Source organism: Acidovorax sp. T1 (genome assembly GCF_002176815.1).
GTDB lineage: Bacteria > Pseudomonadota > Gammaproteobacteria > Burkholderiales > Burkholderiaceae_C > Acidovorax.
The window spans coordinates 1,460,581-1,480,703 of sequence record NZ_CP021648.1; the positions used below are offsets into that span (position 1 = coordinate 1,460,581).

17 protein-coding genes, 1 tRNA gene and 1 pseudogene are annotated in these 20,123 nt (G+C 63.0%); 12 read left to right on the top strand and 7 right to left on the bottom strand.

The window, feature by feature from the left end:
* Positions 1 to 106: 106 nt before the first annotated feature.
* Positions 107 to 1,177, top strand: a complete 1,071-nt coding sequence (locus CCX87_RS06930; RefSeq protein WP_087744976.1) for a serine hydrolase — start codon at positions 107 to 109, stop codon at positions 1,175 to 1,177.
* Between the two features lie 53 nt (positions 1,178 to 1,230).
* On the opposite strand, the gene CCX87_RS06935 is transcribed toward CCX87_RS06930, so the two are convergent.
* The 7 genes from CCX87_RS06935 to CCX87_RS06965 all read right to left on the bottom strand — a co-directional run bounded on the left by CCX87_RS06935 (position 1,231) and on the right by CCX87_RS06965 (position 7,611).
* Positions 1,231 to 2,043 (bottom strand): IclR family transcriptional regulator, encoded by an 813-nt coding sequence (locus CCX87_RS06935; protein WP_087744978.1) that lies wholly within the window; start codon positions 2,041 to 2,043, stop codon positions 1,231 to 1,233.
* A 54-nt stretch (positions 2,044 to 2,097) separates the two neighbouring features.
* Positions 2,098 to 2,859 carry an arginyltransferase gene (locus tag CCX87_RS06940; protein WP_087744980.1) on the bottom strand — a complete coding sequence of 254 codons (762 nt, stop codon included), beginning with the start codon at positions 2,857 to 2,859 and terminating at the stop codon, positions 2,098 to 2,100.
* A 17-nt stretch (positions 2,860 to 2,876) separates the two neighbouring features.
* Complete coding sequence (gene aat, locus CCX87_RS06945) at positions 2,877 to 3,611, bottom strand: leucyl/phenylalanyl-tRNA--protein transferase (RefSeq protein ID WP_087744982.1); 735 nt, start codon at positions 3,609 to 3,611, stop codon at positions 2,877 to 2,879.
* 152 nt (positions 3,612 to 3,763) lie between these two features.
* A tRNA-Asn gene (locus CCX87_RS06950) sits at positions 3,764 to 3,839 on the bottom strand.
* A gap of 669 nt (positions 3,840 to 4,508) precedes the next feature.
* Positions 4,509 to 5,771, bottom strand: a complete 1,263-nt coding sequence (locus CCX87_RS06955) for a CaiB/BaiF CoA transferase family protein (RefSeq protein WP_087744984.1) — start codon at positions 5,769 to 5,771, stop codon at positions 4,509 to 4,511.
* Positions 5,768 to 6,616: a hypothetical protein gene (locus CCX87_RS06960; protein WP_087744985.1), complete on the bottom strand. Its 849-nt coding sequence runs from the start codon at positions 6,614 to 6,616 to the stop codon at positions 5,768 to 5,770. Before CCX87_RS06960 ends, CCX87_RS06955 begins: the two co-directional genes overlap by 4 nt.
* Positions 6,613 to 7,611 (bottom strand): Bug family tripartite tricarboxylate transporter substrate binding protein, encoded by a 999-nt coding sequence (locus tag CCX87_RS06965; RefSeq protein ID WP_087748224.1) that lies wholly within the window; start codon positions 7,609 to 7,611, stop codon positions 6,613 to 6,615. Before CCX87_RS06965 ends, CCX87_RS06960 begins: the two co-directional genes overlap by 4 nt.
* A 133-nt stretch (positions 7,612 to 7,744) precedes the next feature.
* On the opposite strand from CCX87_RS06965, the gene CCX87_RS06970 reads away from it, so the two are divergent.
* The 11 genes and pseudogenes from CCX87_RS06970 (at position 7,745) to CCX87_RS07020 (ending at position 20,080) form a co-directional block, all read left to right on the top strand.
* Entirely contained in the window at positions 7,745 to 8,575 is an 831-nt protein-coding gene (locus CCX87_RS06970) for a LysR family transcriptional regulator (RefSeq protein ID WP_087744987.1), read from the top strand.
* Between the two features lie 55 nt (positions 8,576 to 8,630).
* Positions 8,631 to 10,214: pseudogene (gene istA / locus CCX87_RS06975) on the top strand (IS21 family transposase); the annotation flags it as partial.
* Between the two features lie 79 nt (positions 10,215 to 10,293).
* Entirely contained in the window at positions 10,294 to 11,058 is a 765-nt protein-coding gene (gene istB / locus CCX87_RS06980) for an IS21-like element helper ATPase IstB (protein WP_056269326.1), read from the top strand.
* A gap of 682 nt (positions 11,059 to 11,740) precedes the next feature.
* The gene (locus tag CCX87_RS06985) at positions 11,741 to 12,706 is read left to right on the top strand and encodes an ABC transporter substrate-binding protein (RefSeq protein ID WP_087748225.1); all 966 of its coding nucleotides are present in this window, start codon (positions 11,741 to 11,743) and stop codon (positions 12,704 to 12,706) included.
* A 21-nt stretch (positions 12,707 to 12,727) separates the two neighbouring features.
* A complete protein-coding gene (locus CCX87_RS06990; RefSeq protein WP_087744989.1) occupies positions 12,728 to 13,564 on the top strand; it encodes an ABC transporter permease in 837 nt (278 codons plus the stop codon).
* On the top strand, positions 13,561 to 14,340 hold the full coding sequence (locus tag CCX87_RS06995; RefSeq protein WP_087744991.1) for an ABC transporter ATP-binding protein: 780 nt from the start codon (positions 13,561 to 13,563) through the stop codon (positions 14,338 to 14,340). Before CCX87_RS06990 ends, CCX87_RS06995 begins: the two co-directional genes overlap by 4 nt.
* 18 nt (positions 14,341 to 14,358) lie before the next feature.
* A complete protein-coding gene (gene hutC / locus CCX87_RS07000; protein ID WP_087744994.1) occupies positions 14,359 to 15,171 on the top strand; it encodes a histidine utilization repressor in 813 nt (270 codons plus the stop codon).
* 67 nt (positions 15,172 to 15,238) lie between these two features.
* Positions 15,239 to 16,780, top strand: coding sequence for a histidine ammonia-lyase (gene hutH, locus CCX87_RS07005; RefSeq protein ID WP_087744995.1), 1,542 nt, complete (start codon positions 15,239 to 15,241; stop codon positions 16,778 to 16,780).
* Positions 16,781 to 16,820: 40 nt separating this feature from the next.
* Positions 16,821 to 18,557: a urocanate hydratase gene (gene hutU / locus CCX87_RS07010; RefSeq protein WP_087744997.1), complete on the top strand. Its 1,737-nt coding sequence runs from the start codon at positions 16,821 to 16,823 to the stop codon at positions 18,555 to 18,557.
* Positions 18,558 to 19,415: a phytanoyl-CoA dioxygenase family protein gene (locus CCX87_RS07015; RefSeq protein WP_087744999.1), complete on the top strand. Its 858-nt coding sequence runs from the start codon at positions 18,558 to 18,560 to the stop codon at positions 19,413 to 19,415. It begins immediately after the preceding gene.
* Positions 19,415 to 20,080: a HutD/Ves family protein gene (locus CCX87_RS07020; RefSeq protein ID WP_087748226.1), complete on the top strand. Its 666-nt coding sequence runs from the start codon at positions 19,415 to 19,417 to the stop codon at positions 20,078 to 20,080. Before CCX87_RS07015 ends, CCX87_RS07020 begins: the two co-directional genes overlap by 1 nt.
* Positions 20,081 to 20,123 lie beyond the last annotated feature (43 nt).

Here is a 20,123-nt window from a genome sequence, read left to right on the forward strand (position 1 = left end):
TCTATAATTCACTCACTTTATTGAAAAGTCGTGCAAGGTGTTGATCTTGCGCGACTTTTTTCGATTCTGTACACTGCCCACACTTTTTACCGTTTGGAGCACTTTGATGCACCATCGCCGCCCCACCGCATTGAATCGTTTTTTCCAGACTATTGGGTTGTTCGTGGTGAGCGTCGCGCTGCTGTCTCCAGCCGCCCAGGCGAGCGAACGCAAGAAAGCCTCCGTCAAAAAGCAGCAAGCCCAGTCCGTCAGCGCAAAGCGTGCTGCGGTAACGCGCAAGTCTGCAGGCGCGGGCAGGGCGTTGCGCGCTACGGCACGCACCGCAAAGGCCCCTACACGGGTTGCCTTTGAGCCCGCCAAGCAGTCCTTTGGCCAGATGGCGGGACTGCATCAAGTCACCGATCCCCTCGATCTCAAGTCCAGTGTGGCTTTCGTGATTGATCAGGACACGCACGAGGTTCTGGTCAGCAAGAACGACCATGCGGTGCTGCCCATTGCATCGCTGACCAAGCTCATGACGGGCCTCATCATCACCCAGGCCCGCCTGCCCATGGATGAACCCCTGACCATTACCCAGGATGATGTGGATACCGAAAAGGGGAGCCGCTCGCGTCTGAGCGTGGGTACCACTTTGACCCGTGGCGAATTGCTGCATCTGGCGCTGATGTCCAGTGAAAACCGCGCAGCCCACGCATTGGGCCGCACCTATCCCGGTGGACTGAATGCTTTTGTGGCACTGATGAACAGCAAGGCACGATCCATTGGAATGACCGACACGATCTATGTCGAGCCCACGGGGCTTTCAAGCCGCAACCAATCGAGTGCGCGCGATTTGGCCCGACTGGTGAATGTGGCCCACGGGGATCCGGTGATGCGGGAGTTTTCCACCTCTCCGGGTTATGAGGTCGCGGTGGGGCAAAAAACCCTGCAGTACAACAACACCAATGGGCTGGTAAAAAACCCGGAGTGGAACATCGGGTTGCAGAAGACCGGTTATATCTCTGAGGCGGGCCGATGCCTGGTGATGCAGACGCACATCGCCGGACGCAAGCTCATCATGGTTTTTCTGGACTCGGCGGGCAAGTTCAGTCGTCTGGGGGATGCGCAGCGTGTGCGCCAGTGGGTAGAGTCTTTGCCGGCGCTCGGGCCCAAACTGCAGGGCGCCCGCGCGGGCTGATCGGTGCGGCATTGCCCGGGCCTGGCGGTGTCAGCCAGGGCTTGCGGCATATTTCAGGCTTCGGAAACGTTGCCGCCGGTCGTGTCTTTGGTGGAGAGGTAGCCCAGCGCCAGAGAAATTTCGTGTGCCGTGGCTTGCAGCTTGGGCAGCCAGCCCTCATCAAGGCGATCGGCCGGGGCCGATATGGACAGGCCTGCCACCAGCTTGCCCTGGTCATCAAAGACGCCTGCTGCCATGCAGCGCACGCCAAGTTCTAATTCTTCATTGTCACGGGCAACGCCATACTGGCGGGCTTTGGCCAATTCACGTTCGAGGATCGGCAGCTGGGTGATGCTGTTGCGGGTGTGCCCTGCCAGCCCGGTGCGTGTGGCGTAGGCGCGCACACGTTGCGGATCATCGAGCGCCAGAAACAGCTTGCCGGTGGATGTGAGGTGCAGCGGCGCCCGCCCGCCGATGGCACGTACCACCTGCATTCCAGATCGCTCGCTGTAGGCGCGTTCGACGTACACAATTTCATCGCCCTGGCGCATGCTCAGGTTCACCGGCTGCTGAATCAGCTTGTGCAGATTGCGCATGGGCGCAAGTGCCGCGTCGCGCACACTCAGGCGGGCCTTGACGAGATTGCCCAGCTCCAGCAGCCGCATGCCCAACCGGTAGCTGCCCGATTCTGGCCGGTCAACGAATCGGCCAATGGTCAGATCGTTCAGGATGCGATGGGTGGTGGAAGGATGCAAGCCGGTTTTCTCGCTGATTTCCTTGAGCGAAATGGCTTCTTCGCGAGATGCCAGGACATCGATCAGCGTGAACATGCGTTCGAGCACCTGAACGCTGGGTTTCACGGGAATGCCTGGATCTTTTTTCTTCATGGGGTGCGATGAAAGGGGTGTCTGTGCATTTTATCTTGTGAAATTTGATGGGCGCTACAGAGCCCCGGACACGCGCTGATCTGGCGGGCAGATCCATGTATTTGCCACCCGGATTTCATGGGGAATGAACCGGGCTTTGTAGTTCATCTTTGCGCTTTCCTGGATCCAGTAACCCAGGTACACATGGGGCAGGCCCAAGGACCTGGCCTGGTCAATCTGCCACATCACGTTGTAGGTGCCATAGCTGCACTGTGCGTCTGGCGCATAGAACGTGTAGACGGCCGAGAGACCATCTTCCAGGATGTCCAGGATGGACACCATCTTGAGTGCCCCCACCTCGCCAGACGCATCGAGCTCACGAAATTCGACGAGACGGGAGTTCACGCGGCTTTGCAGCAGAAACTGTGTGTATTGGTCGATGCTGTCATGGTCCATGCCACCGCCGGGGTGGCGGGCATTCTGGTACAGCCGGTACAGCTGGTAATGCTCGGGAACAAAGCACAACCTCAGTACCCTGGCCTGCAGGTGCCCATGGCGGGCAAAAGCGCGGCGCTGGCTGCGATCGGGCTTGAAATCGTGGACCTTGATGCGCAGGGGCACACAAGCCTGGCAACCGTCGCAGTAGGGGCGGTATGTGAACATGCCGCTGCGCCGGAATCCCTGGGCCACCAAGGCCGAATAGACATCGGTTTGAATCAGATGGCTGGGCGTGGCGACCTGTGACCGCGCCTGCCTGTCAGGCAGATAACTGCACGGATAGGGGGCTGTTGCGTAGAACTGAAGCGTTTGCAGCGGGAGGTCGTTGAGTTGCGTCATGCCGTGGGCACCGGGGATTACAACAGCTCGTTCCAGTATACGGGTTCAAAATGCCAAGGAATGGGTGGCCGACTGCACTGTCTTTGGACATGTCGCACGAACTCCGCGCGTGGCATTTCGCGAGCGCCGAGGGATGCCAGGTGCGATGTGTTTTGCTGGCAGTCAATCAGTTCGATGCCATTGCGACGGCACATGCACACCAGCGCGGCCAGCGCGATCTTGGAGGCGTCCGTGGCATGGGCAAACATCGATTCGCCAAATACGGCGTGGCCGATTGCCACGCAATACAGCCCACCCGCCAGCTTTCCTTCCACCCATGTTTCGACGCTGTGCGCCATTCCTTGTGCGTGCAGCGCTTCGTAGGCAGCCACCATGTCGGGGACGATCCAGGTGCTGTTCTGTCCGTCCCGTGGGGTGCTGGAGCATGCCCGGATGACCTTGCCAAAGGCGGAGTCGATACGGATTTCACAGGCTGCGTTTGTGCGAAATCTCTGCAGGGTTTTTCGCAGGGAACGATGCAATCGGAATGCTGCCGCCTCCAGCACCATGCGAGGATCCGGTGCCCACCAGAGAATGGGCTGGCCGGTGCTGAACCATGGAAATGTGCCCTGAGTGTAGGCAGCGCGTAGATGCGCTGCGTCGAGGGTCCCGCCCGCTGCCAAGAGGCCAGGAGCAGGGCTGTCCGCTCCCCATGCGGTGGAAGGATCTGGCAAAGAATCCTCTGGCTCCAGCCAGGGCAGTTGAGGGGGCATATTGCTACGTGTCAGGGGAGTAGGTAAAACACCTGGCTCAGTTTTGCGTTGGTATCAGGCTCAAAAAGTGGCTCAGTTCTCCGTCGGCGTCAACACCCGGTGCCGCAAAGCAAAAAGGCCACCCGTAAGGGTAGCCTTTAGCTGCCAATAGATGGCTCCTCGACCTGGGCTCGAACCAGGGACCTACGGATTAACAGTCCGGCGCTCTACCAACTGAGCTATCGAGGAATATGCTGTTCAACACACGTTGAAGCCCTGATTGTATAGTAAGTTTGCTACTGTTTTATGGGACCGGTTTTTGCGAATGATTGCTGATTGTTGTAGTTTTTCGCTGGTTAGTGTCCTACCAGTGTCCCATGGGACACCGGCAGGACCCTGGGAGAGGGCAGGCCGACAGAACAAGCGGCGCGGAAAGCGCCGTGACGACGTGGCTGACCCAACGCATGGGGTTTGATGCAAACTGCTTCGCGAATGTAAGGGCCAAGCGCTCGAAACCGGTCAAGCGCGGTCCGTTCAGCGTCTGACTCTCCCTAACCTCCAGCGTAGCTGGTCCCAAAAAAAGGGCGAGCACATAAGCTCGCCCGGAATCATGTAGCTAAACGTTTATGCGACGCACCTCCTGCACGGCACCTTTCTTAAACGGCGGCGCTCCATTGCATACCTGGAGCATCACTTTGAGCCGAGCCCAAATGACAACTTCAGGGCAGAGCCACCTGGGTCTGACGTTTTCTGAAGTCGACGCGTGGGCGGTGCACTTTCAGCGCCTGGGTCTCAACCCACCGGCTTTAGCCGGTGGTTGTTGAGTCCCGAATCGTAGGGGGCGGTTTCGAGGTTGCTTCGATGCCGACACTTGAAGCTGAGGCTTCTCCGCCAACGACGACGAACGCAAGTTGCCCGCTATGTTGGATCGGTGGCCTTGCCCGATTCCTCCAGCGAAAACCCGGCGGTCTGGCTTTTGTTGGCGGCCTGGATCGCCGCGCCGCTCGTGAGCATCCGCTCGACTGCTTCGCCTTCGACACCGAGCTCGGCGAGGACCTTCGACGTTTCCCAGCCGCGGGGCTGTGCGGCGCCCCGGGTCGATGGGTAGTCGCCGTCGAAACGGATCGATGCGCGGATGACCTTTGTCTTGCCTTCCGTGGGATGGTTTTCTTCCCGCAGAAGACCCACGGCGACGAGGTGCGGATCCTCTGGCAGCGACTCCAGGGTGTTGCAGGGCTGGACTGCGATGTCGGCGGCACGGAAAAGCGCCAGCCATTCAGCGCTCGTCTTTGCAACAAGCGGCGCGCCCCGGATCTCGAACCACTCCGATACATTGCGGGCCCGTGCCGCGACGGTGTTGAACCGGGGGTCGTCCAGCAGGTCGTCTCGCCCGGTGGCGGTCAGGAATGCCCGTACTTGCGAGTCCGTGTTGACGGTAAAGGAGATCCAGCCGTCCGCGGTGGCGACCGGCCTGTTGTGCGGACTGAGCAATCGCAGATCGCCGGCCGGTCCGACCGGCGGGTCGAAGCTGTGCTGCGCCAGGTGCTCCTGCATGACAAACGCGGCCATCGTCTCGAACATCGGGACTTCGATGCTGCAGCCTTCGCCACTCACGCCGCGCTGGACGAGCGCAGAGAGGATCGCGCCTGCAGCGATTTCTCCAGCGACATGGTCACAGATCAGCATGGGGACATAGGCCGGTGCGCCGTCGCGGCGCAGTGCCAGGCCCGCCATGCCGGTGGCGCCCTGAATGACGCTGTCGTATGTCGGCAGGCCGGCATATGGCCCATCCGTTCCGTACCCCGTGATCAGGCAATGGATCTTGTCGGGGTGGCGCGCCCGCACGGTCTCGGCGTCCAGGCCCAGCCGGGCCAGCGCGTCCGGCCGCATGTTCGCGACGATGACATCGGCTGTTTCCAACAGCTGGTTGAGCGCCGCGCGTGCCTCCTTCGCCTTCAGGTCGAGACAGACGTTCCGCTTGCCACGGTTGAGGTGGAGGTAAGTGCCGGAGTGTTCGCCGGTGGGCGAAAGTCCGCCGAGGCCACGCATCAGGTCTCCGCCCGGGCTTTCGACCTTGATGACTTCCGCACCGTACTGGCCCAATCGCCAGGTGCATACCGGCCCGACCACCACGCTGGTCAGGTCCAGTATGCGGATGCCTTTGAGTGGTTCGAAACTCATGATGTTTGCACCTCCATCACCGCGCAAAGGCGCCCGTCGTCGTCCAGCACATGGACCTCGAAATGGTCGGCAACCTTCGCTCCGACCAGGTTCAGTGGACGATTGCAAAACAGCGGCGCGACATGCCGCGTCTTCCAGTGGCGGGGCGCCAACTGCATTTCGCGCAATGCGAACTCGGTCATCAGCAGGTTCGTCAGGCCACCGTTGACCACCAGGTCGGGCAGACCTTCGACGTCCCTTGCGTACTGCCTGTCGAGGTGGATCTTGTGCGAGTTGAAGCCCAAGGCAGAGTATTGGAACAGCAGGGTTTCGTCGGCGACCAAGGTCTTCTTCGCCAACACTTCGCCCGGAACCGGTGACGCCGGAATGCTTTTGGTGGCCGCAGCGGCCGTTGCGGGTGCAGCCCCCAGGAGGGCATAAGTCTGCGTTTCGCTCAAGGCGAGCACTCCCTCGCGCATGAGCCGATGCCCGATGGTGACGAGCGCCATGCGTCCGCCAGCGCCCTCCTTTTCCACAATCTTCTCTACCGAACTGAGCCGCTGTACAACGGCGCCGATTGGGATGTCCGAGACGCAGCTCACGGCGCGCCCGACGATCATCAAGCGCGGCAGGCCCAGGTCAGGAAGAGGGACCCCCAAGCCTGGAAAACCGTCGCCGCGCAGTGCGCTGCGCTGCGTATCCGCACCCATCAGGATGAATTGCCAGCCCCGTGGCAGCGAGGCGCCTTCGCGCAGGAGGTCTGGGTCCTGATCCAGCATGGCCGCAACCCGCCTTGCTGAAGCTAACGCGCAGATTTCCGTGCGGACGACCGAATTCCCGGTGCCGCTTGTCAGTTCGGCGTTCATTCGCCGACCTTTACATCCGCACGGCGGACCACGTCTTCCCACTTGGCCCGCTCCGCCAGGATGTACCTGGCGAATTCTTCCGGCGTGGAGCCCACCGGCTCGGCTCCCATCTCGACGTATTGCTTGTGAATGTCGGGCTGCTTGAGGGCCAGGGCGGCCTGTTTCGACAGTTGGGCGACGATCGGGCCCGGAGTGCCGTGGGGCGCCCACAGGCCATACCAGGTGCTGATGTTGAAACCGGGCAGGCCCGACTCGGCCACGGTGGGCACGTCCGGCAAGGCGGAGGAGCGCTTGGCGGTAGTCACGGCAATGGCGCGCAGCTTGCCCGATTTGATGAACGGCATCGCCGAAGGCATCGAGTCGAACATCAGCTGGATCTGCCCGCCCATCAGGTCGGTCAAGGCCGGGGCACTGCCCTTGTATGGCACGTGCTGCATGGCCACCTTGGCGGCGAGCTTGAAGGATTCGCCCGCCAGATGCTGCGAGGAAGCATTGCCTGGAGATCCGAAATTCAAGCGCTCGCGTCCGGACTTGGCCAGCGCGATCAGGTCGGCGACCGTCTTGATCGGCGAGTTGATGTTGACCACCAGGACCAGCGGCACCTCGGCCAGTTGCGTGATGGGCTCAAAGTCTTTCACGGCGTCGTATCGCATCTTCGTCTGGACGATCGGCGTGATGATGTGCAGCGAAGCGTTCGAGAGAAGGGTGTAGCCATTTGGAGTGGCGCGTGCCACTGCTTCGGCCCCGATCATTCCGCTTGCGCCCGGCTTGTTGTCTATGACGAAGGTCTGGCCCATCGCAGCGCCCATCTTCACGGCGACAAGCCGGGTCAGAAGGTCGGTGGGGCCGCCCGGCGGGAAGGGCAATACCAGGCGGATCGATTGACGGGGGTAATCCTGCGCGTGGCTCGATAACGGCAATGCGCCAAGAGCGCTCAGCAGGGGCAGCGTAATCCACGCACGGCGCCGGGAAAGGCCATTCAATAAATCGTTCATGTTTGTCTCCTTGGTCATGGCCGCCCGTCGCCCGCCGCCGGTGGCGGATGCGCGATGGCCCATTTGCAGCGCAAATCTTATTCGTGCATCGCGTCGGCGACAATCTCGCAATTTGTGCCACATATGTTGACCCATGATTGACAATCAGCTGGACCTGAACCTGCTGCGGCTGTTCATCACGATGGTGGAGTCGCCGTCGCTGACAGCAGCGGCCGCAGCCAGCGGCATGACGCGATCCAACGCGTCGCGACGTTTGAAGCTATTGGAGAACGCGGTCGGGGCGCAGTTGATGCGGCGTACCACCCGCCATGTGGAATTGACCGAGGCAGGACAATTTCTTTACACGCACGCCCTGCGAATGCAGGAAGAGTTGGACGCGGCCAGGAGTTCGATCGATAGCCTCGGGCAGACATTGAGAGGCGATGTCCGAATACGTGTGCCGACAGGGCTGGCGCATCTGTATCTCACCCCAGTCCTCCTCGAATTCGCCAAAAGCCACCGGCAGATTTCCTTGCGGGTCGCGATTAACGACAGTATCGGCGACCTTATCTCGGCGGAAGTCGATGTCGCCCTCAAGGTAACCTCGCAGCCGCCGGAAGACCATGTCGCAAAACGGATTTGCGACGTCAGTTGGTGCCTGTGCGCATCCACCGCTTTTTTGAATGCCCGGCCTCCAATCACACAACTGGCAGACCTGGAAGGATGCGACCTGATAACACCCCAATCCCTGGGCCGTCGGTTCAACATGAAACTGCGGATAGACGGCGTGTCTCACACCCTTCGGGCAAATCCGAGAATCCAGTCTGGAGACTATCCTTTCTTGTTCGAGTCCATGATGGCGGGGCTCGGCGTTGCCCTTCTGCCTCGGTATGCGGTCTGGCGGGCGATTCAAGCGGGCGGGGCGAGGGCCCTGATGGCCACCCAAATTCCCCCGTCTATGGCCACCTCAAACTCCCCCACCTGAACTGATCGGGGATAGGGGTTTAACGCCGGCGTCGTCGGCACCTGTTGGCAGGACATTGATCCAGTCTTCCCCGAGGGAAGGCCAAGGAGTGAATGTCTTGAAGTCCAACCAACGCGCCACCATAGAGACACTGCTGGAGCGCAACACATCGCAACGCGAGATCGCCCGCATCACGGGCATCGACCGCAAGACGGTCAGGAGCTACCACCAGCGCTGGCTGGAGCAACTGCAGTCAAATTCCCCCGGGGTGGCCACCGGCTCGGCAGGTCAAATTCCCCCACCCTGGCCACCGGCTCCTGGGCCGGTGGCCACCTCCCTGTGCGAACCCTGGCGCGAGTTCATCGAAGCCCAGCTGCGGCTGAAGCGAAACGCCACGGCCATCTACCAGGACCTGGTCGACCAGCACGGCTTTGATGGCCAGTACAACTCGGTCAAACGCTTCTGTGCAAAGTTGCGGCACAAGGAGCCCGAGCAGTTCGATCGCCTGTCCTTCCTGCCCGGCGAGGAGATGCAGGTGGACTACGGCGAGGGCGCGCCCACCCGCGTGCCCGGCAGCGACCGGTACCGCAAGCCCCGCCTGTTCGTGGCCACCTTGCGGTATTCCCGTGCCAGTTTCCGGTGCGTGGTCTGGAAGTCCAGCCAGCAGATCTGGGCCGAGCTGCACGAGCGGGCCCTGCGGTACTTCGGGGGCTGCCCCCAGTACGTGGTGCTGGACAATCTGAAGGAAGGCGTCCTCAAGCCCGACCTGTACGAGCCCGATCTCAACCCGGTGTACGCCGCCGCCCTGGCGCACTACGGCGTGGTGGCCGACCCGGCGCGGGTGCGAGACCCCAACCGCAAGGGCACGGTGGAGCATGCCATCGGCCATACCCAGGCCACGGCCTTGAAGGGCCGGCGCTTTGAGTCCATCGAGGCCCAGAACGAGTTCCTGGCGCACTGGGAGAAGAGCTGGGCATCCAAGCGCATCCACGGCACCGAGCGACGCCAGGTGCAGGCCATGTTCGAGGAAGAGCGCAGCCACCTCAAACCCCTGCCAGTGCTGGGAATGCAGTATTTCGACGAGGCGGTGCGCACCGTCTGCGACGACAGCTGTGTGCGGGTGGATCACAGCAGCTACGCCGCTCGCCCGGCGAACATCGGCTCCAAGGTGTTGGTGCGCATCTACGCCCAGCGCATCGAGATTCGTGACATGCACACCCGTGCCTTGCTGCGCACCCACGCCAAGGCCGAGCGTCCCGGCACGGTGATTCTGCCCATGGAGGAGCGGGTGTTCAATCCGTCTCGCGAGACCCGCCTGATCCTGCGTCAGGCCGGCGAGATTGGTGAGCACGCCAGCCGGCTGTGTGAGCTGCTCTTTGCCATCGAGGGTCGTGTCGGGCAGCGCAAGCTCTGGGGCATTGTGGGACTCATGCGCCGTTACCCGGCGCACTGCATCAATGCCGCCTGCGCCCAGGCCCTGGAGCAAGGGGTCTACAGCTACAAGCGCGTGCTGGCGCTGACCGAAGCCCTCTTTGCCCAGGCGATGGCGGCCATCGAGGCTACCTGCGGCGAAGCACCCGCCGCCGGTGCCCACGCGCTGACGCAGCAGCATGAGCTCATCCGAGACGCTGAGGAGTACAGCGATCTCTTCGCGCTCGCCGCCGCCACGGCAAACACCACCACCACCACCACCACCACCACCAACCAACAACACCAACCAACGCACCGGGAGTTCAGCCATGAACATGATCGAGATCGAACGCGCGCTGCGCGAGCTGCGCCTGTCCGGCATCGCCGAGACCCTGTCCACCCGCGTGATGCAGGCCCAGGCCGCCCAGCAGCCTTTCCTGGAGACCTTCGCCGCCATGCTGCAAGACGAGCTGGACCGCCGGCGCTCTCGCCTGACCGAGCGCCGCTTCAAGCGCTCGGGTCTGGATGAGCGCCCCTCGCTGGCTGACTTCGACTGGCGTTTCAACCCGAAGCTGCCGCGCAGCGCCTGCTTCGAGTTGCACACCCTGAAGTTCATCGGCGAGGGGGCCAACGCGCTGATCATCGGCAAGCCGGGCACCGGCAAGAGCCATGTGGCCAAGGCCGTGGCCTACCAGGCCACGCTGCAGGGCTATGACGTGCGTTACCTGGAAGCCGACACCGAGTTCGCCCGTTACGCGCTGGCCACTACGGCAGAGCGCACCGAGCTGCTCAAGGACTGGGTCGCGCCGGACCTGCTCGTCCTCGATGACCTGTTCCTGGCCAGACGCATCAGCGAGCATGCCGCTGAAGTCCTACAGGCCATCGTGCACCAGCGCTACAAGCTGCGCCGCGCTGTTCTCATCACGTCCAACCGCGTGGTGCAGGACTGGGGCAAATACCTCGGCGACGCCACCATGGCCAGCACCATCCTGGATCGCCTCATGCACCGCTGCGCGATGCTGGAGTTCGAGGGCAAGAGCTACCGCCTCAAGGAGGCCGCTGCACGCATCGCCATCACACCCGAGTCGTCATAATCCGACCGTCCTGCCTGGGGGAATTTGGGGTGGCCAAGGGTGGGGGAATTTGACCTGGCCATCGGGGAGGGAAGTTTTCGAAAATTGTGAAGCTGTCGGTGTGGGCGACAGTATTTACATGCTGACAACGTCCAATCGCTATCCCACCCTTGCAACGAAAGCACTCATGGACTTTGTCAGCGATCACCTGAAAAACCAGGCGCCTCAATGGCATGCCCGTTGAAATTCGGTTTCAGACCTTTGTCCAACCCCTGCTTTTTTGACGGTCGATAGGGCTAAGAATCCCACTTTTCAGGGGCAAGGTCACCGCGGGTAACACCTTGAAAGGGGGGCTAAGGCTGAGGGGCGCTTTGTCTGCACACCGCTGGTGCGTTTTGGTTTGTCGTCACCGAACCATGCAGGGGGTCTGCAGCGGCGCTTTTTATATCAAATTGGGTTCTTACGCTTGTTGCACAAGCGCAAGCAGCTATAAATTTGATAGTTGATTGTGTTGAAAACCCCACCCAATAGCCGTTGCCACAGGTTGGCCCTTTTCTTGCTGTGTATTGGCAGCATCACTTTCAGCTGTTTTTGGTGTTTACCCTGTATAGACAGGTATACCAGGGTGCCATGATGGCGGCCGATGTGCACGGGTGCACCGGCTGGAGTGGGGCAAGGTACTTTCTTCAAACAGGAGCAGATGATGACTCGATCGGTTGTGAAATGGACGTCGCTGGCAGCGGCAACGGCATGCATGATGGCCCTGGCCGCACCGGCCCAGGCGCAGGACACCAAAATCGTGCTGGGCATGTCCGGCTGGACGGGCTTTGCGCCGCTCACCCTGGCCGACAAAGCGGGCATCTTCAAGAAGAATGGGCTGGACGTGGAGATCAAGATGATTCCGCAAAAGGACCGCCACCTCGCCCTGGCATCCAAGTCCATCCAGTGCGCCGCCACCACGGTCGAAACGCATGTGGCCTGGAACGCTAATGGCGTGCCCATCGTGCAGATCTTCCAGATGGATAAGTCCTATGGCGCTGACGGCATCGCGGTGCGCGGCGACATCAAGAGCTTTGCCGACCTCAAGGGCAAGACCATCGGCGTGGATGCGCCCGGCACCGCCCCGTACTTTGGCCTGGCCTGGATGCTGAGCAAGAACGGCATGAGCCTCAAGGACGTGAAGACCACCACGCTGTCGCCCCAGGCGGCTGCACAAGCCTTTGTGGCGGGCCAGAACGATGCCGCCATGACCTACGAGCCGTACCTCTCCACCGTGCGCGACAACCCTGCTGCGGGCAAGATTTTGGCCACCACGCTTGACTACCCCATGGTGATGGACACCGTGGGCTGCGACCCTACCTGGCTCAAGGCCAACGGCAAGGCCGCGCAGGCGCTGGCCAACTCGTACTTCCAGGCGCTGGACATGATCAAGGCCGACCCTGCCAAGTCCAACGAGATCATGGGTGCTGCCGTCAAGCAGACGGGCGAGCAGTTCGCCAAGTCGTCGTCCTTCCTGCGCTGGCAGGACAAGGCTGCCAACCAGAAGTTCTTTGCGGGCGAGCTGACCACCTTCATGAAGGACGCCACGGCCATCTTGTTGGAGGCGGGCATCATCCGCAAGGCGAATGAAGATTTGGCAGTGACCTTCGACGCGAGCTTCATCAAATAAGAGCAGGAAGAAGAACGCGCCATGTCTGCTGTGCAACCCCTGTCTGTGACCACGCCAAAGGCCCCCGGGCGCCGACGCTCACTGGCCCCTCTGGAGCCTGTGAGCGCCCGTGCCCGCTGGCTGCTGGGCTTTGGTTTTTTTGTGTTGTTCGTGCTGGTGTGGGCGTTCTTCACGCTGGGCGGCTTCGTGTCACCCACCTTCCTGGCCAGCCCCGTCACCATGGCCAAGGAGGGCTGGCTACTGTTCAGCGAATACGGCTTTCACAAAGACATCGGCATGACGGTGTGGCGCGTGTTCGGCGGCTTCATCCTGGCCGCTGTCATCGCCGTGCCGCTGGGCATCGCGATGGGTGCCTACAAGGGCATTGAGGCCTTCTTTGAGCCCTTCGTTTCGTTCTGCCGCTACCTGCCTGCATCGGCCTTCATCCCGCTGTTGATCCTGTGGGCGGGCATTGGCGAGGCACAGAAGATCCTCGTCATCTTCATCGGCTCGGTCTTTCAGATCACGCTGATGGTGGCCGTCACCGTGGGGGGGGCGCGGCGCGACCTGGTGGAAGCTGCTTACACCCTGGGCGCGGGCCACAAGGGCATCGTCACGCGCGTGCTCATCCCTGGCGCTGCGCCCGAGATCGCCGAGACCCTGCGCCTGGTGCTGGGCTGGGCCTGGACCTATGTGATCGTGGCCGAGCTGATCGGCTCATCCAGCGGCATCGGTCACATGATCACCGACAGCCAGTCGCTGCTCAACACCGGCCAGATCATCTTCGGCATCATCATCATCGGCCTCATCGGGCTGGTGTCCGACTTCGCCTTCAAGGCGCTCAACCACCGTCTGTTTGCCTGGAGTTTTGTGCGATGAGCCGCGTATCTATTCAAGCCGTCTCGCGCGTCTTCGAGACCGCCAAAGGCCAGCGCACACAGGCGCTGCAGCCGGTGGATTTTGAAGTGCGTGACAACGACTTCGTGACCATCCTCGGCCCCTCGGGCTGCGGCAAGTCCACGTTGCTGCGCATCGTGGCGGGGCTGGACCACGCCACCAGCGGCCGTGTGCTGCTCGACGGCATGCCAGTGAAGGGCCCTGGCGCAGAGCGCGGCATGGTGTTCCAGAGCTATACGCTGTTCCCCTGGCTCACCATTGAGCAGAACATCCGTTTTGGCCTGCGCGAGCGGGGCATGCCCGAGGCCCTGCAAAAGGAGCGCGCGGCGTACTTCATTGCTAAGGTCGGCCTTCGCGGCTTCGAGCAGCATTTCCCCAAGCAGCTGTCGGGCGGCATGCAGCAGCGCACCGCCATTGCACGCGCGCTGGCCAACGTCCCCAAGATTTTGCTGATGGACGAGCCCTTTGGCGCGCTCGACAACCAGACCCGCGTGCTGATGCAAGAGTTGCTGCTCGGCATCTGGGAAGCGGAGCGCAAGACCGTGCTCTTCGTCACCCACGACATCGACGAAGCCATCTTCATGGCCAACCGCGTGGCCGTGTTCAGCGCCCGGCCTGGCCGCATCAAGACCGAGCTGGCGGTGGACTTGCCGCACCCGCGCCATTACACAATCAAGACCAGCCCTGAGTTCATGGACCTCAAGGCGCGCCTCACGGAAGAGATCCGCGCCGAATCCATGGCGGCGGATCTGCATTGATCTGAAAACGCACATCCCATGAGCGCCCGTCTTTCCCGCAGCACCGTAGCCACTGCACCCCGCAGAGCCTCGCCTGCCAAGGCCGTGGCAGCCGTGGCTGCGCCCGCACCGGCGATGGCGCTGTACGAGCAGATCAAGGACCACATCTCGCGCAAGATCCAGGAAGGCATCTGGCGCGCGGGCGACCGCCTGCCGTCCGAAAACGAGCTGGTCACCCAGTTCGGCATCTCGCGCATGACGGTGAACCGCGCGCTGCGCGAACTGGTGGAGCAGGGCCGCATCGTGCGCGTGGCAGGTGTGGGCAGCTTCGTGGCGGAAGACAAGCCCCAGTCCACGCTGCTGCAGATCGCCAACCTCGCGAGCGAAATCCGCCAGCGGGGGCACGACTACCGATGCGACGTGCTGGCCGTGGAGCGCATCTCGGCCACGCTCGAAGTGGCGGCAGCGCTGGACCTGCGCACGGGCGAGTCGGTGTTCCACTCGCTGTGCGTCCACCGCGAGGATGGCCTGCCCGTCCAACTGGAAGACCGCCACGTGAACCCGCGCCAGGTGCCCCAGTTCGCCGCGCAGGACTTCACGCAACTGCAACCCTCCGAATACCTGGTGCGCAACGTGCCGTTCGACCAGATCGAGCATGTGGTCGATGCCGTCATGCCCACCGCCGAGCAGGCCGCGCTGCTGGAGATGTCTCCGCAGGAGCCCTGCCTGCTGCTCACCCGCCGCACCTGGTCGCGCGGGGTGCCCATCACCGTGGTGCGGTGTTTGCACCCCGCCACCCGCTACCGTTTGGGCAGCCGCTTCCGGGCCGACGGCAACCCCGTCGCTGGTTGATGGCTGTTGGTCAAAAGCCCCAGAATTTCTTTCGCTTGTACCTACTTGTATATACAGGATCAACACCATGACAAAAGCCACCACTTCCTCCCTGACCCTGCTCCCCGGCCATGTGTCGTTGGCCGCTCTGCGCAGCATCTATGCCGCGCCCGTGCAATTGTCGCTGGACCCGTCCGCGCGCGCCCTCATGCAGGCGTCGCTGGCCACGGTGCAGCGCATCGTGGACGAAGACCAGGTGGTCTATGGCATCAACACCGGCTTTGGAAAGCTCGCCAGCACCAAGATCGCCCACGCGCGCCTGGCCGAGTTGCAGCGCAACCTGGTGCTGTCGCACAGCGTGGGCACGGGCGATGCGCTGGCGGACGATGTGGTGCGCCTCATCCTTGCGACCAAGGCCATCAGCCTGGCGCGCGGCCACTCCGGCATCCGGCCTGAAATCGTGGATGCGCTGCTGGCCATGGCGAACGCCAATGTGCTTCCTGTTATTCCGGCCAAGGGCTCGGTCGGCGCGTCGGGTGACCTGGCGCCGCTCGCCCACCTGGCCTGTGTGCTAATCGGTGAAGGGCAGGCCAAGGTGAATGGCACGGTGGTGTCGGGGGCCGAGGCCATGCGCTCTATCGGCCTTGCACCGTTCGTGCTGGGTCCCAAGGAAGGGCTGGCGCTGCTCAACGGCACGCAGGTGTCCACCTCGCTCGCGCTGGCCGGGCTGTTTGGTGCCGAGAGCGTGTTCGCTGCCGCGCTGGTGGCAGGCTGTCTGTCGCTCGAAGCCATCAAGGGTTCGGTCAAGCCGTTTGATGCACGCATCCACGAGGCACGCGGCCAGACCGGGCAGATCGCCGTGGCCGCTGCCGTGCGCGCGCTGCTCGATGGCAGCGCCATCGATACCTCGCACCCCAACTGCGGCCGCGTGCAAGACCCGTATTCCATCCGCTGCGTGCCGCAGGTGATGGGCGCGTGCCTCGATAACCTGCACCATGCCGCACGCGTGCTCACCATCGAGGCGAATGCGGCGTCTGACAATCCGCTCGTTTTTGACAACGGCGACGTGATCTCCGGCGGCAACTTCCACGCCGAGCCCGTGGCCTTCGTGGCAGACATCATCGCACTGGCCGTGGCCGAGATTGGCGCCATCTCCGAGCGCCGCCTGTCGCTGCTGCTGGACCCAGGTCTCTCAGGCCTGCCCGCCTTCCTGATCCGCGACAGCGGCGTCAATTCAGGCTTCATGATCGCCCAGGTCACCGCTGCAGCGCTGGCGGCCGAGAACCAATGCCTGGCCAACCCCAGCAGCGTGACCAGCCTGCCCACATCGGCCAACCAGGAAGACCATGTCTCCATGGCCACCTACGGCGCGCGGCGCCTGGGCGACATGGTGCGCAATGCGGCGGTGATGGTGGGCATCGAAGCCATGGCCGCTGCCCAGGGCATGGAGTTCGACCGTGCCTTGAAGTCATCGCCTTTGGTGGAAGACCAGTTCGCCGCCATCCGCCAGCGCGTGGCGTATCTGGAGCAGGACCGCTACCTCGCCACCGACATCGAAGCGATGCGCGAGTGGGCGATGCACACGCCGTGGCCTGCGCCGCTGCTGCAGTGCCTGCCCAGCCACGCCTGATTTCCTTCCATTCACACCCATCGATTCCCAGGAGCCCACCATGAACGCCAACGACGCCATCATCGCTGCCGCAGCTTCCTCCATCCCCAGCACCGACCCGCGCCACGACGCCAGCCGCGTGATCCGCGCGCCGCGCGGCAACCAGCTCACCTGCAAGAGCTGGCTCACCGAGGCCGCCTACCGCATGATCCAGAACAACCTGGACGCCGAAGTGGCCGAGCGCCCACAAGACCTGGTGGTGTACGGCGGCATCGGCCGCGCCGCGCGCAACTGGGAGTGCTATGACCAGATCCTCGCCTCGCTCAAGGACCTGAACGACGACGAAACCCTGCTCATCCAGTCCGGCAAGCCCGTGGGCGTGTTCAAGACCCACGCCAACGCGCCCCGCGTGCTGCTGGCCAACTCCAACCTGGTGCCCAAGTGGGCCAACTGGGAGCACTTCAGCGAGCTGGACCAGAAGGGCCTGTTCATGTACGGCCAGATGACGGCGGGCAGCTGGATCTACATCGGCACGCAGGGCATCGTGCAGGGCACCTACGAGACCTTTGCCGAGGCAGGCCGCAAGCACTACGGCGGCTCGCTGGAGGGCAAGTGGATCCTGACTGCGGGCCTGGGCGGCATGGGCGGCGCGCAGCCACTGGCCGCCACCTTTGCGGGTGCGGTGTCGCTCAACATCGAGTGCCAGCAAAGCAGCATCGACTTTCGCCTGCGCACACGCTACGTGGACAAGCAGGCGCGTGACATCGACCATGCGTTTGAACTCATCCAGCAGCACACGGCGGCCAAGGAAGCTATCTCCATCGCGCTACTGGGCAATGCGGCCGACGTGCTGCCTGAACTGGTGAAGCGTGCCCAGGCAGGTGGCTTGAAGCCCGATTTGGTAACCGACCAGACCTCGGCCCACGACCTCGTCAACGGCTACCTGCCCGCAGGCTGGACCGTGGCGCAGTGGCGCGCCGCGCAGCAGGACGTGACGCAGCACGAAGCGCTGAAGAAAGCCGCCGCCAAATCCTGCGCCGTGCATGTGCAGGCCATGCTCGACTTCCAGTCGATGGGCATCCCGGTGGTGGACTATGGCAACAACATCCGCCAAGTGGCATTTGATGAAGGCGTTAAGAACGCGTTCGACTTCCCTGGCTTCGTGCCTGCCTACATCCGCCCGCTGTTCTGCGAAGGCAAAGGGCCGTTCCGTTGGGTGGCGCTGTCGGGGGACCCGGAGGACATCCGCAAGACCGACGCCAAGATCAAGGAGCTGTTCCCCGAGAACAAACACGTGCACCGCTGGCTCGACATGGCGGGCGAGCGCATCGCCTTCCAGGGCTTGCCCGCGCGCATCTGCTGGCTGGGCCTGGGCGAGCGCCACATCGCGGGCCTGGCCTTCAACGAGATGGTCAAGAGCGGCGAGCTCAAGGCGCCCATCGTCATCGGCCGCGACCACCTGGACACTGGCAGCGTGGCCAGCCCCAACCGCGAGACCGAAGGCATGAAGGACGGCACCGACGCCGTGAGCGACTGGCCGCTGCTCAATGCGCTGCTCAACACTTCGGGCGGCGCCACCTGGGTCAGCCTGCACCACGGCGGCGGCGTGGGCATGGGCTACTCGCAGCACTCGGGCATGGTCATCGTGGCCGATGGCACCGAAGCAGCGGCTCAGCGCCTTGCCAATGTGCTGGTCAACGACTGCGGCAGCGGTGTGATGCGCCATGCCGACGCGGGTTATGAACTGGCGGTGGAGACGGCCAAGAAGCAGGGGCTGAAGCTGCCGATGGTGAAGTGAATGGCCAGCTTTGCACAACGCCTGCAGGAGCGACTGAGCGACGCGCAGGTGGCAGACTTCGCCCGCGACGGCGCCATCTGCATCAAGCAGCTGCTCACGCCCGAAGAGGTAGCGCTGCTGCGCGACGGCATCGATGCCAACCTGGCCGCACCCAGCCTGCGCGCCAAGGTGGCCAGCCGCCCCGATGACCCGGGCCGCTTCTTCGAGGACTTCTGCAACTGGCAAGACATCCCGCAATTTGGCCGCTTCGTGCACGAGACGCCGCTGGCCCTGGTCGCGCAGCGGCTTATGCAATCGCGCACCGTGCGGCTGTACCACGACCATGTGTTGGTGAAAGAGCCGGGCACGCGCCAGCGCACACCGTGGCACCAGGACCAGCCCTACTACAACATCGACGGCAAACAGAACGTGAGCATGTGGATTCCGGTCGATCCGGTGTCCCGCGCTGCCACGCTTGAATTCGTGGCCGGTTCACACAAGGGCCCCTGGCTCATGCCGCGCACCTTCATGGACAACCAGGCCAAGTGGTTCCCCGAAGGCAGCCTGCAGGACTTGCCCAATGTCGAGGCCGACCGCGACGCCTTCCCCATCGTGGGCTGGGAGATCGAGCCCGGCGACGTGGTGTGTTTCCACATGCTCACGCTGCATGCGGCGGGTGGGGTGGAAGGCACCAACCGCCGCCGCGTGTTCTCGGTGCGATTCCTCGGTGACGACACGCGCCATGCGCCCCGCCCGTGGAAGACATCGCCCGAGTTTCCTGGCCTGGCCGATGAGCTGCCCGCCGGGGCCGAGATGAATCACCCGCTGTTCCCGCTGCTGGTGGATGGTGCGCCGACGCAGCGGGGTAACGTCGCATGATGGCGTTTTTTGACCTGGCCGACCTATCTTCTGTGCCCTGGAAGAACGGTGGCGGTAGCACGCAGGAGCTGGTTTGCTGGCCACCCGGTGCCGGCATGGACGGCTTTGAATGGCGTGTGAGTGTGGCCACCATTGCCACCCCCGGGCCTTTCTCGGCTTTCCCCGGGGTGGATCGGCAGATCATGCTGCTGGGGGGCGATGGTGTGCATCTGCAGGGTGCTGGTGGCCGTTGGGAGCATACGCTGGACCAGCGTTGGCACCCGTTTGCCTTCTCGGGCGATGAGCCCGTGGATTGCCGCATGCGGGGTGGCGCCTCGACCGACTTCAATCTCATGCTGCGCCGGGGCGCCTGGCGCGGCACGCTGCAAGTGGTGCGTGACGCGCAGCAGCTTGCCCACGCCCCTGCTGGCCTTTGTATGGTGCTGCAGGGCACCTGGGTTTTTTGCGGCGACGGTGGTAACCCGCGTTCGCTGATGGCGGGGCAGGGGGCCTGGTGGGTCAATGGACCTGCCGAAGCCAATGGCAATGGCGCGCAGGTGGGCGACGGCGGGGTTGCGAGCACCCGCCTCGAACCCCTCGGTGACACGAGCGGTGTGCGGCAGCAAGGTGCAGACCCCGTTCTGGCTTTTGTGGCGCTGCAGCCTTTCATTTCGACAGAAATATGATTAAAAATGGCCGCTAGCGCTTTATTTATAAGCGTAAGCAGCT

Bases quoted from the DNA above. Each gene is read 5' to 3' on its own strand.
- hutC (WP_087744994.1), top strand. From the start codon at position 14,359: ATGAGCGCCCGTCTTTCCCGCAGCACCGTAGCCACTGCACCCCGCAGA.
- CCX87_RS06995 (WP_087744991.1), top strand. From the start codon at position 13,561: ATGAGCCGCGTATCTATTCAAGCCGTCTCGCGCGTCTTCGAGACCGCC.
- hutH (WP_087744995.1), top strand. From the start codon at position 15,239: ATGACAAAAGCCACCACTTCCTCCCTGACCCTGCTCCCCGGCCATGTG.
- aat (WP_087744982.1), bottom strand. From the start codon at position 3,611: ATGCCCCCTCAACTGCCCTGGCTGGAGCCAGAGGATTCTTTGCCAGAT.
- CCX87_RS06985 (WP_087748225.1), top strand. From the start codon at position 11,741: ATGACTCGATCGGTTGTGAAATGGACGTCGCTGGCAGCGGCAACGGCA.
- CCX87_RS06970 (WP_087744987.1), top strand. From the start codon at position 7,745: ATGATTGACAATCAGCTGGACCTGAACCTGCTGCGGCTGTTCATCACG.
- CCX87_RS07020 (WP_087748226.1), top strand. From the start codon at position 19,415: ATGGCGTTTTTTGACCTGGCCGACCTATCTTCTGTGCCCTGGAAGAAC.
- CCX87_RS07015 (WP_087744999.1), top strand. From the start codon at position 18,558: ATGGCCAGCTTTGCACAACGCCTGCAGGAGCGACTGAGCGACGCGCAG.
- istB (WP_056269326.1), top strand. From the start codon at position 10,294: ATGAACATGATCGAGATCGAACGCGCGCTGCGCGAGCTGCGCCTGTCC.
- CCX87_RS06960 (WP_087744985.1), bottom strand. From the start codon at position 6,616: ATGAACGCCGAACTGACAAGCGGCACCGGGAATTCGGTCGTCCGCACG.
- CCX87_RS06940 (WP_087744980.1), bottom strand. From the start codon at position 2,859: ATGACGCAACTCAACGACCTCCCGCTGCAAACGCTTCAGTTCTACGCA.
- hutU (WP_087744997.1), top strand. From the start codon at position 16,821: ATGAACGCCAACGACGCCATCATCGCTGCCGCAGCTTCCTCCATCCCC.
- CCX87_RS06990 (WP_087744989.1), top strand. From the start codon at position 12,728: ATGTCTGCTGTGCAACCCCTGTCTGTGACCACGCCAAAGGCCCCCGGG.
- CCX87_RS06935 (WP_087744978.1), bottom strand. From the start codon at position 2,043: ATGAAGAAAAAAGATCCAGGCATTCCCGTGAAACCCAGCGTTCAGGTG.
- CCX87_RS06955 (WP_087744984.1), bottom strand. From the start codon at position 5,771: ATGAGTTTCGAACCACTCAAAGGCATCCGCATACTGGACCTGACCAGC.
- CCX87_RS06930 (WP_087744976.1), top strand. From the start codon at position 107: ATGCACCATCGCCGCCCCACCGCATTGAATCGTTTTTTCCAGACTATT.
- CCX87_RS06965 (WP_087748224.1), bottom strand. From the start codon at position 7,611: ATGAACGATTTATTGAATGGCCTTTCCCGGCGCCGTGCGTGGATTACG.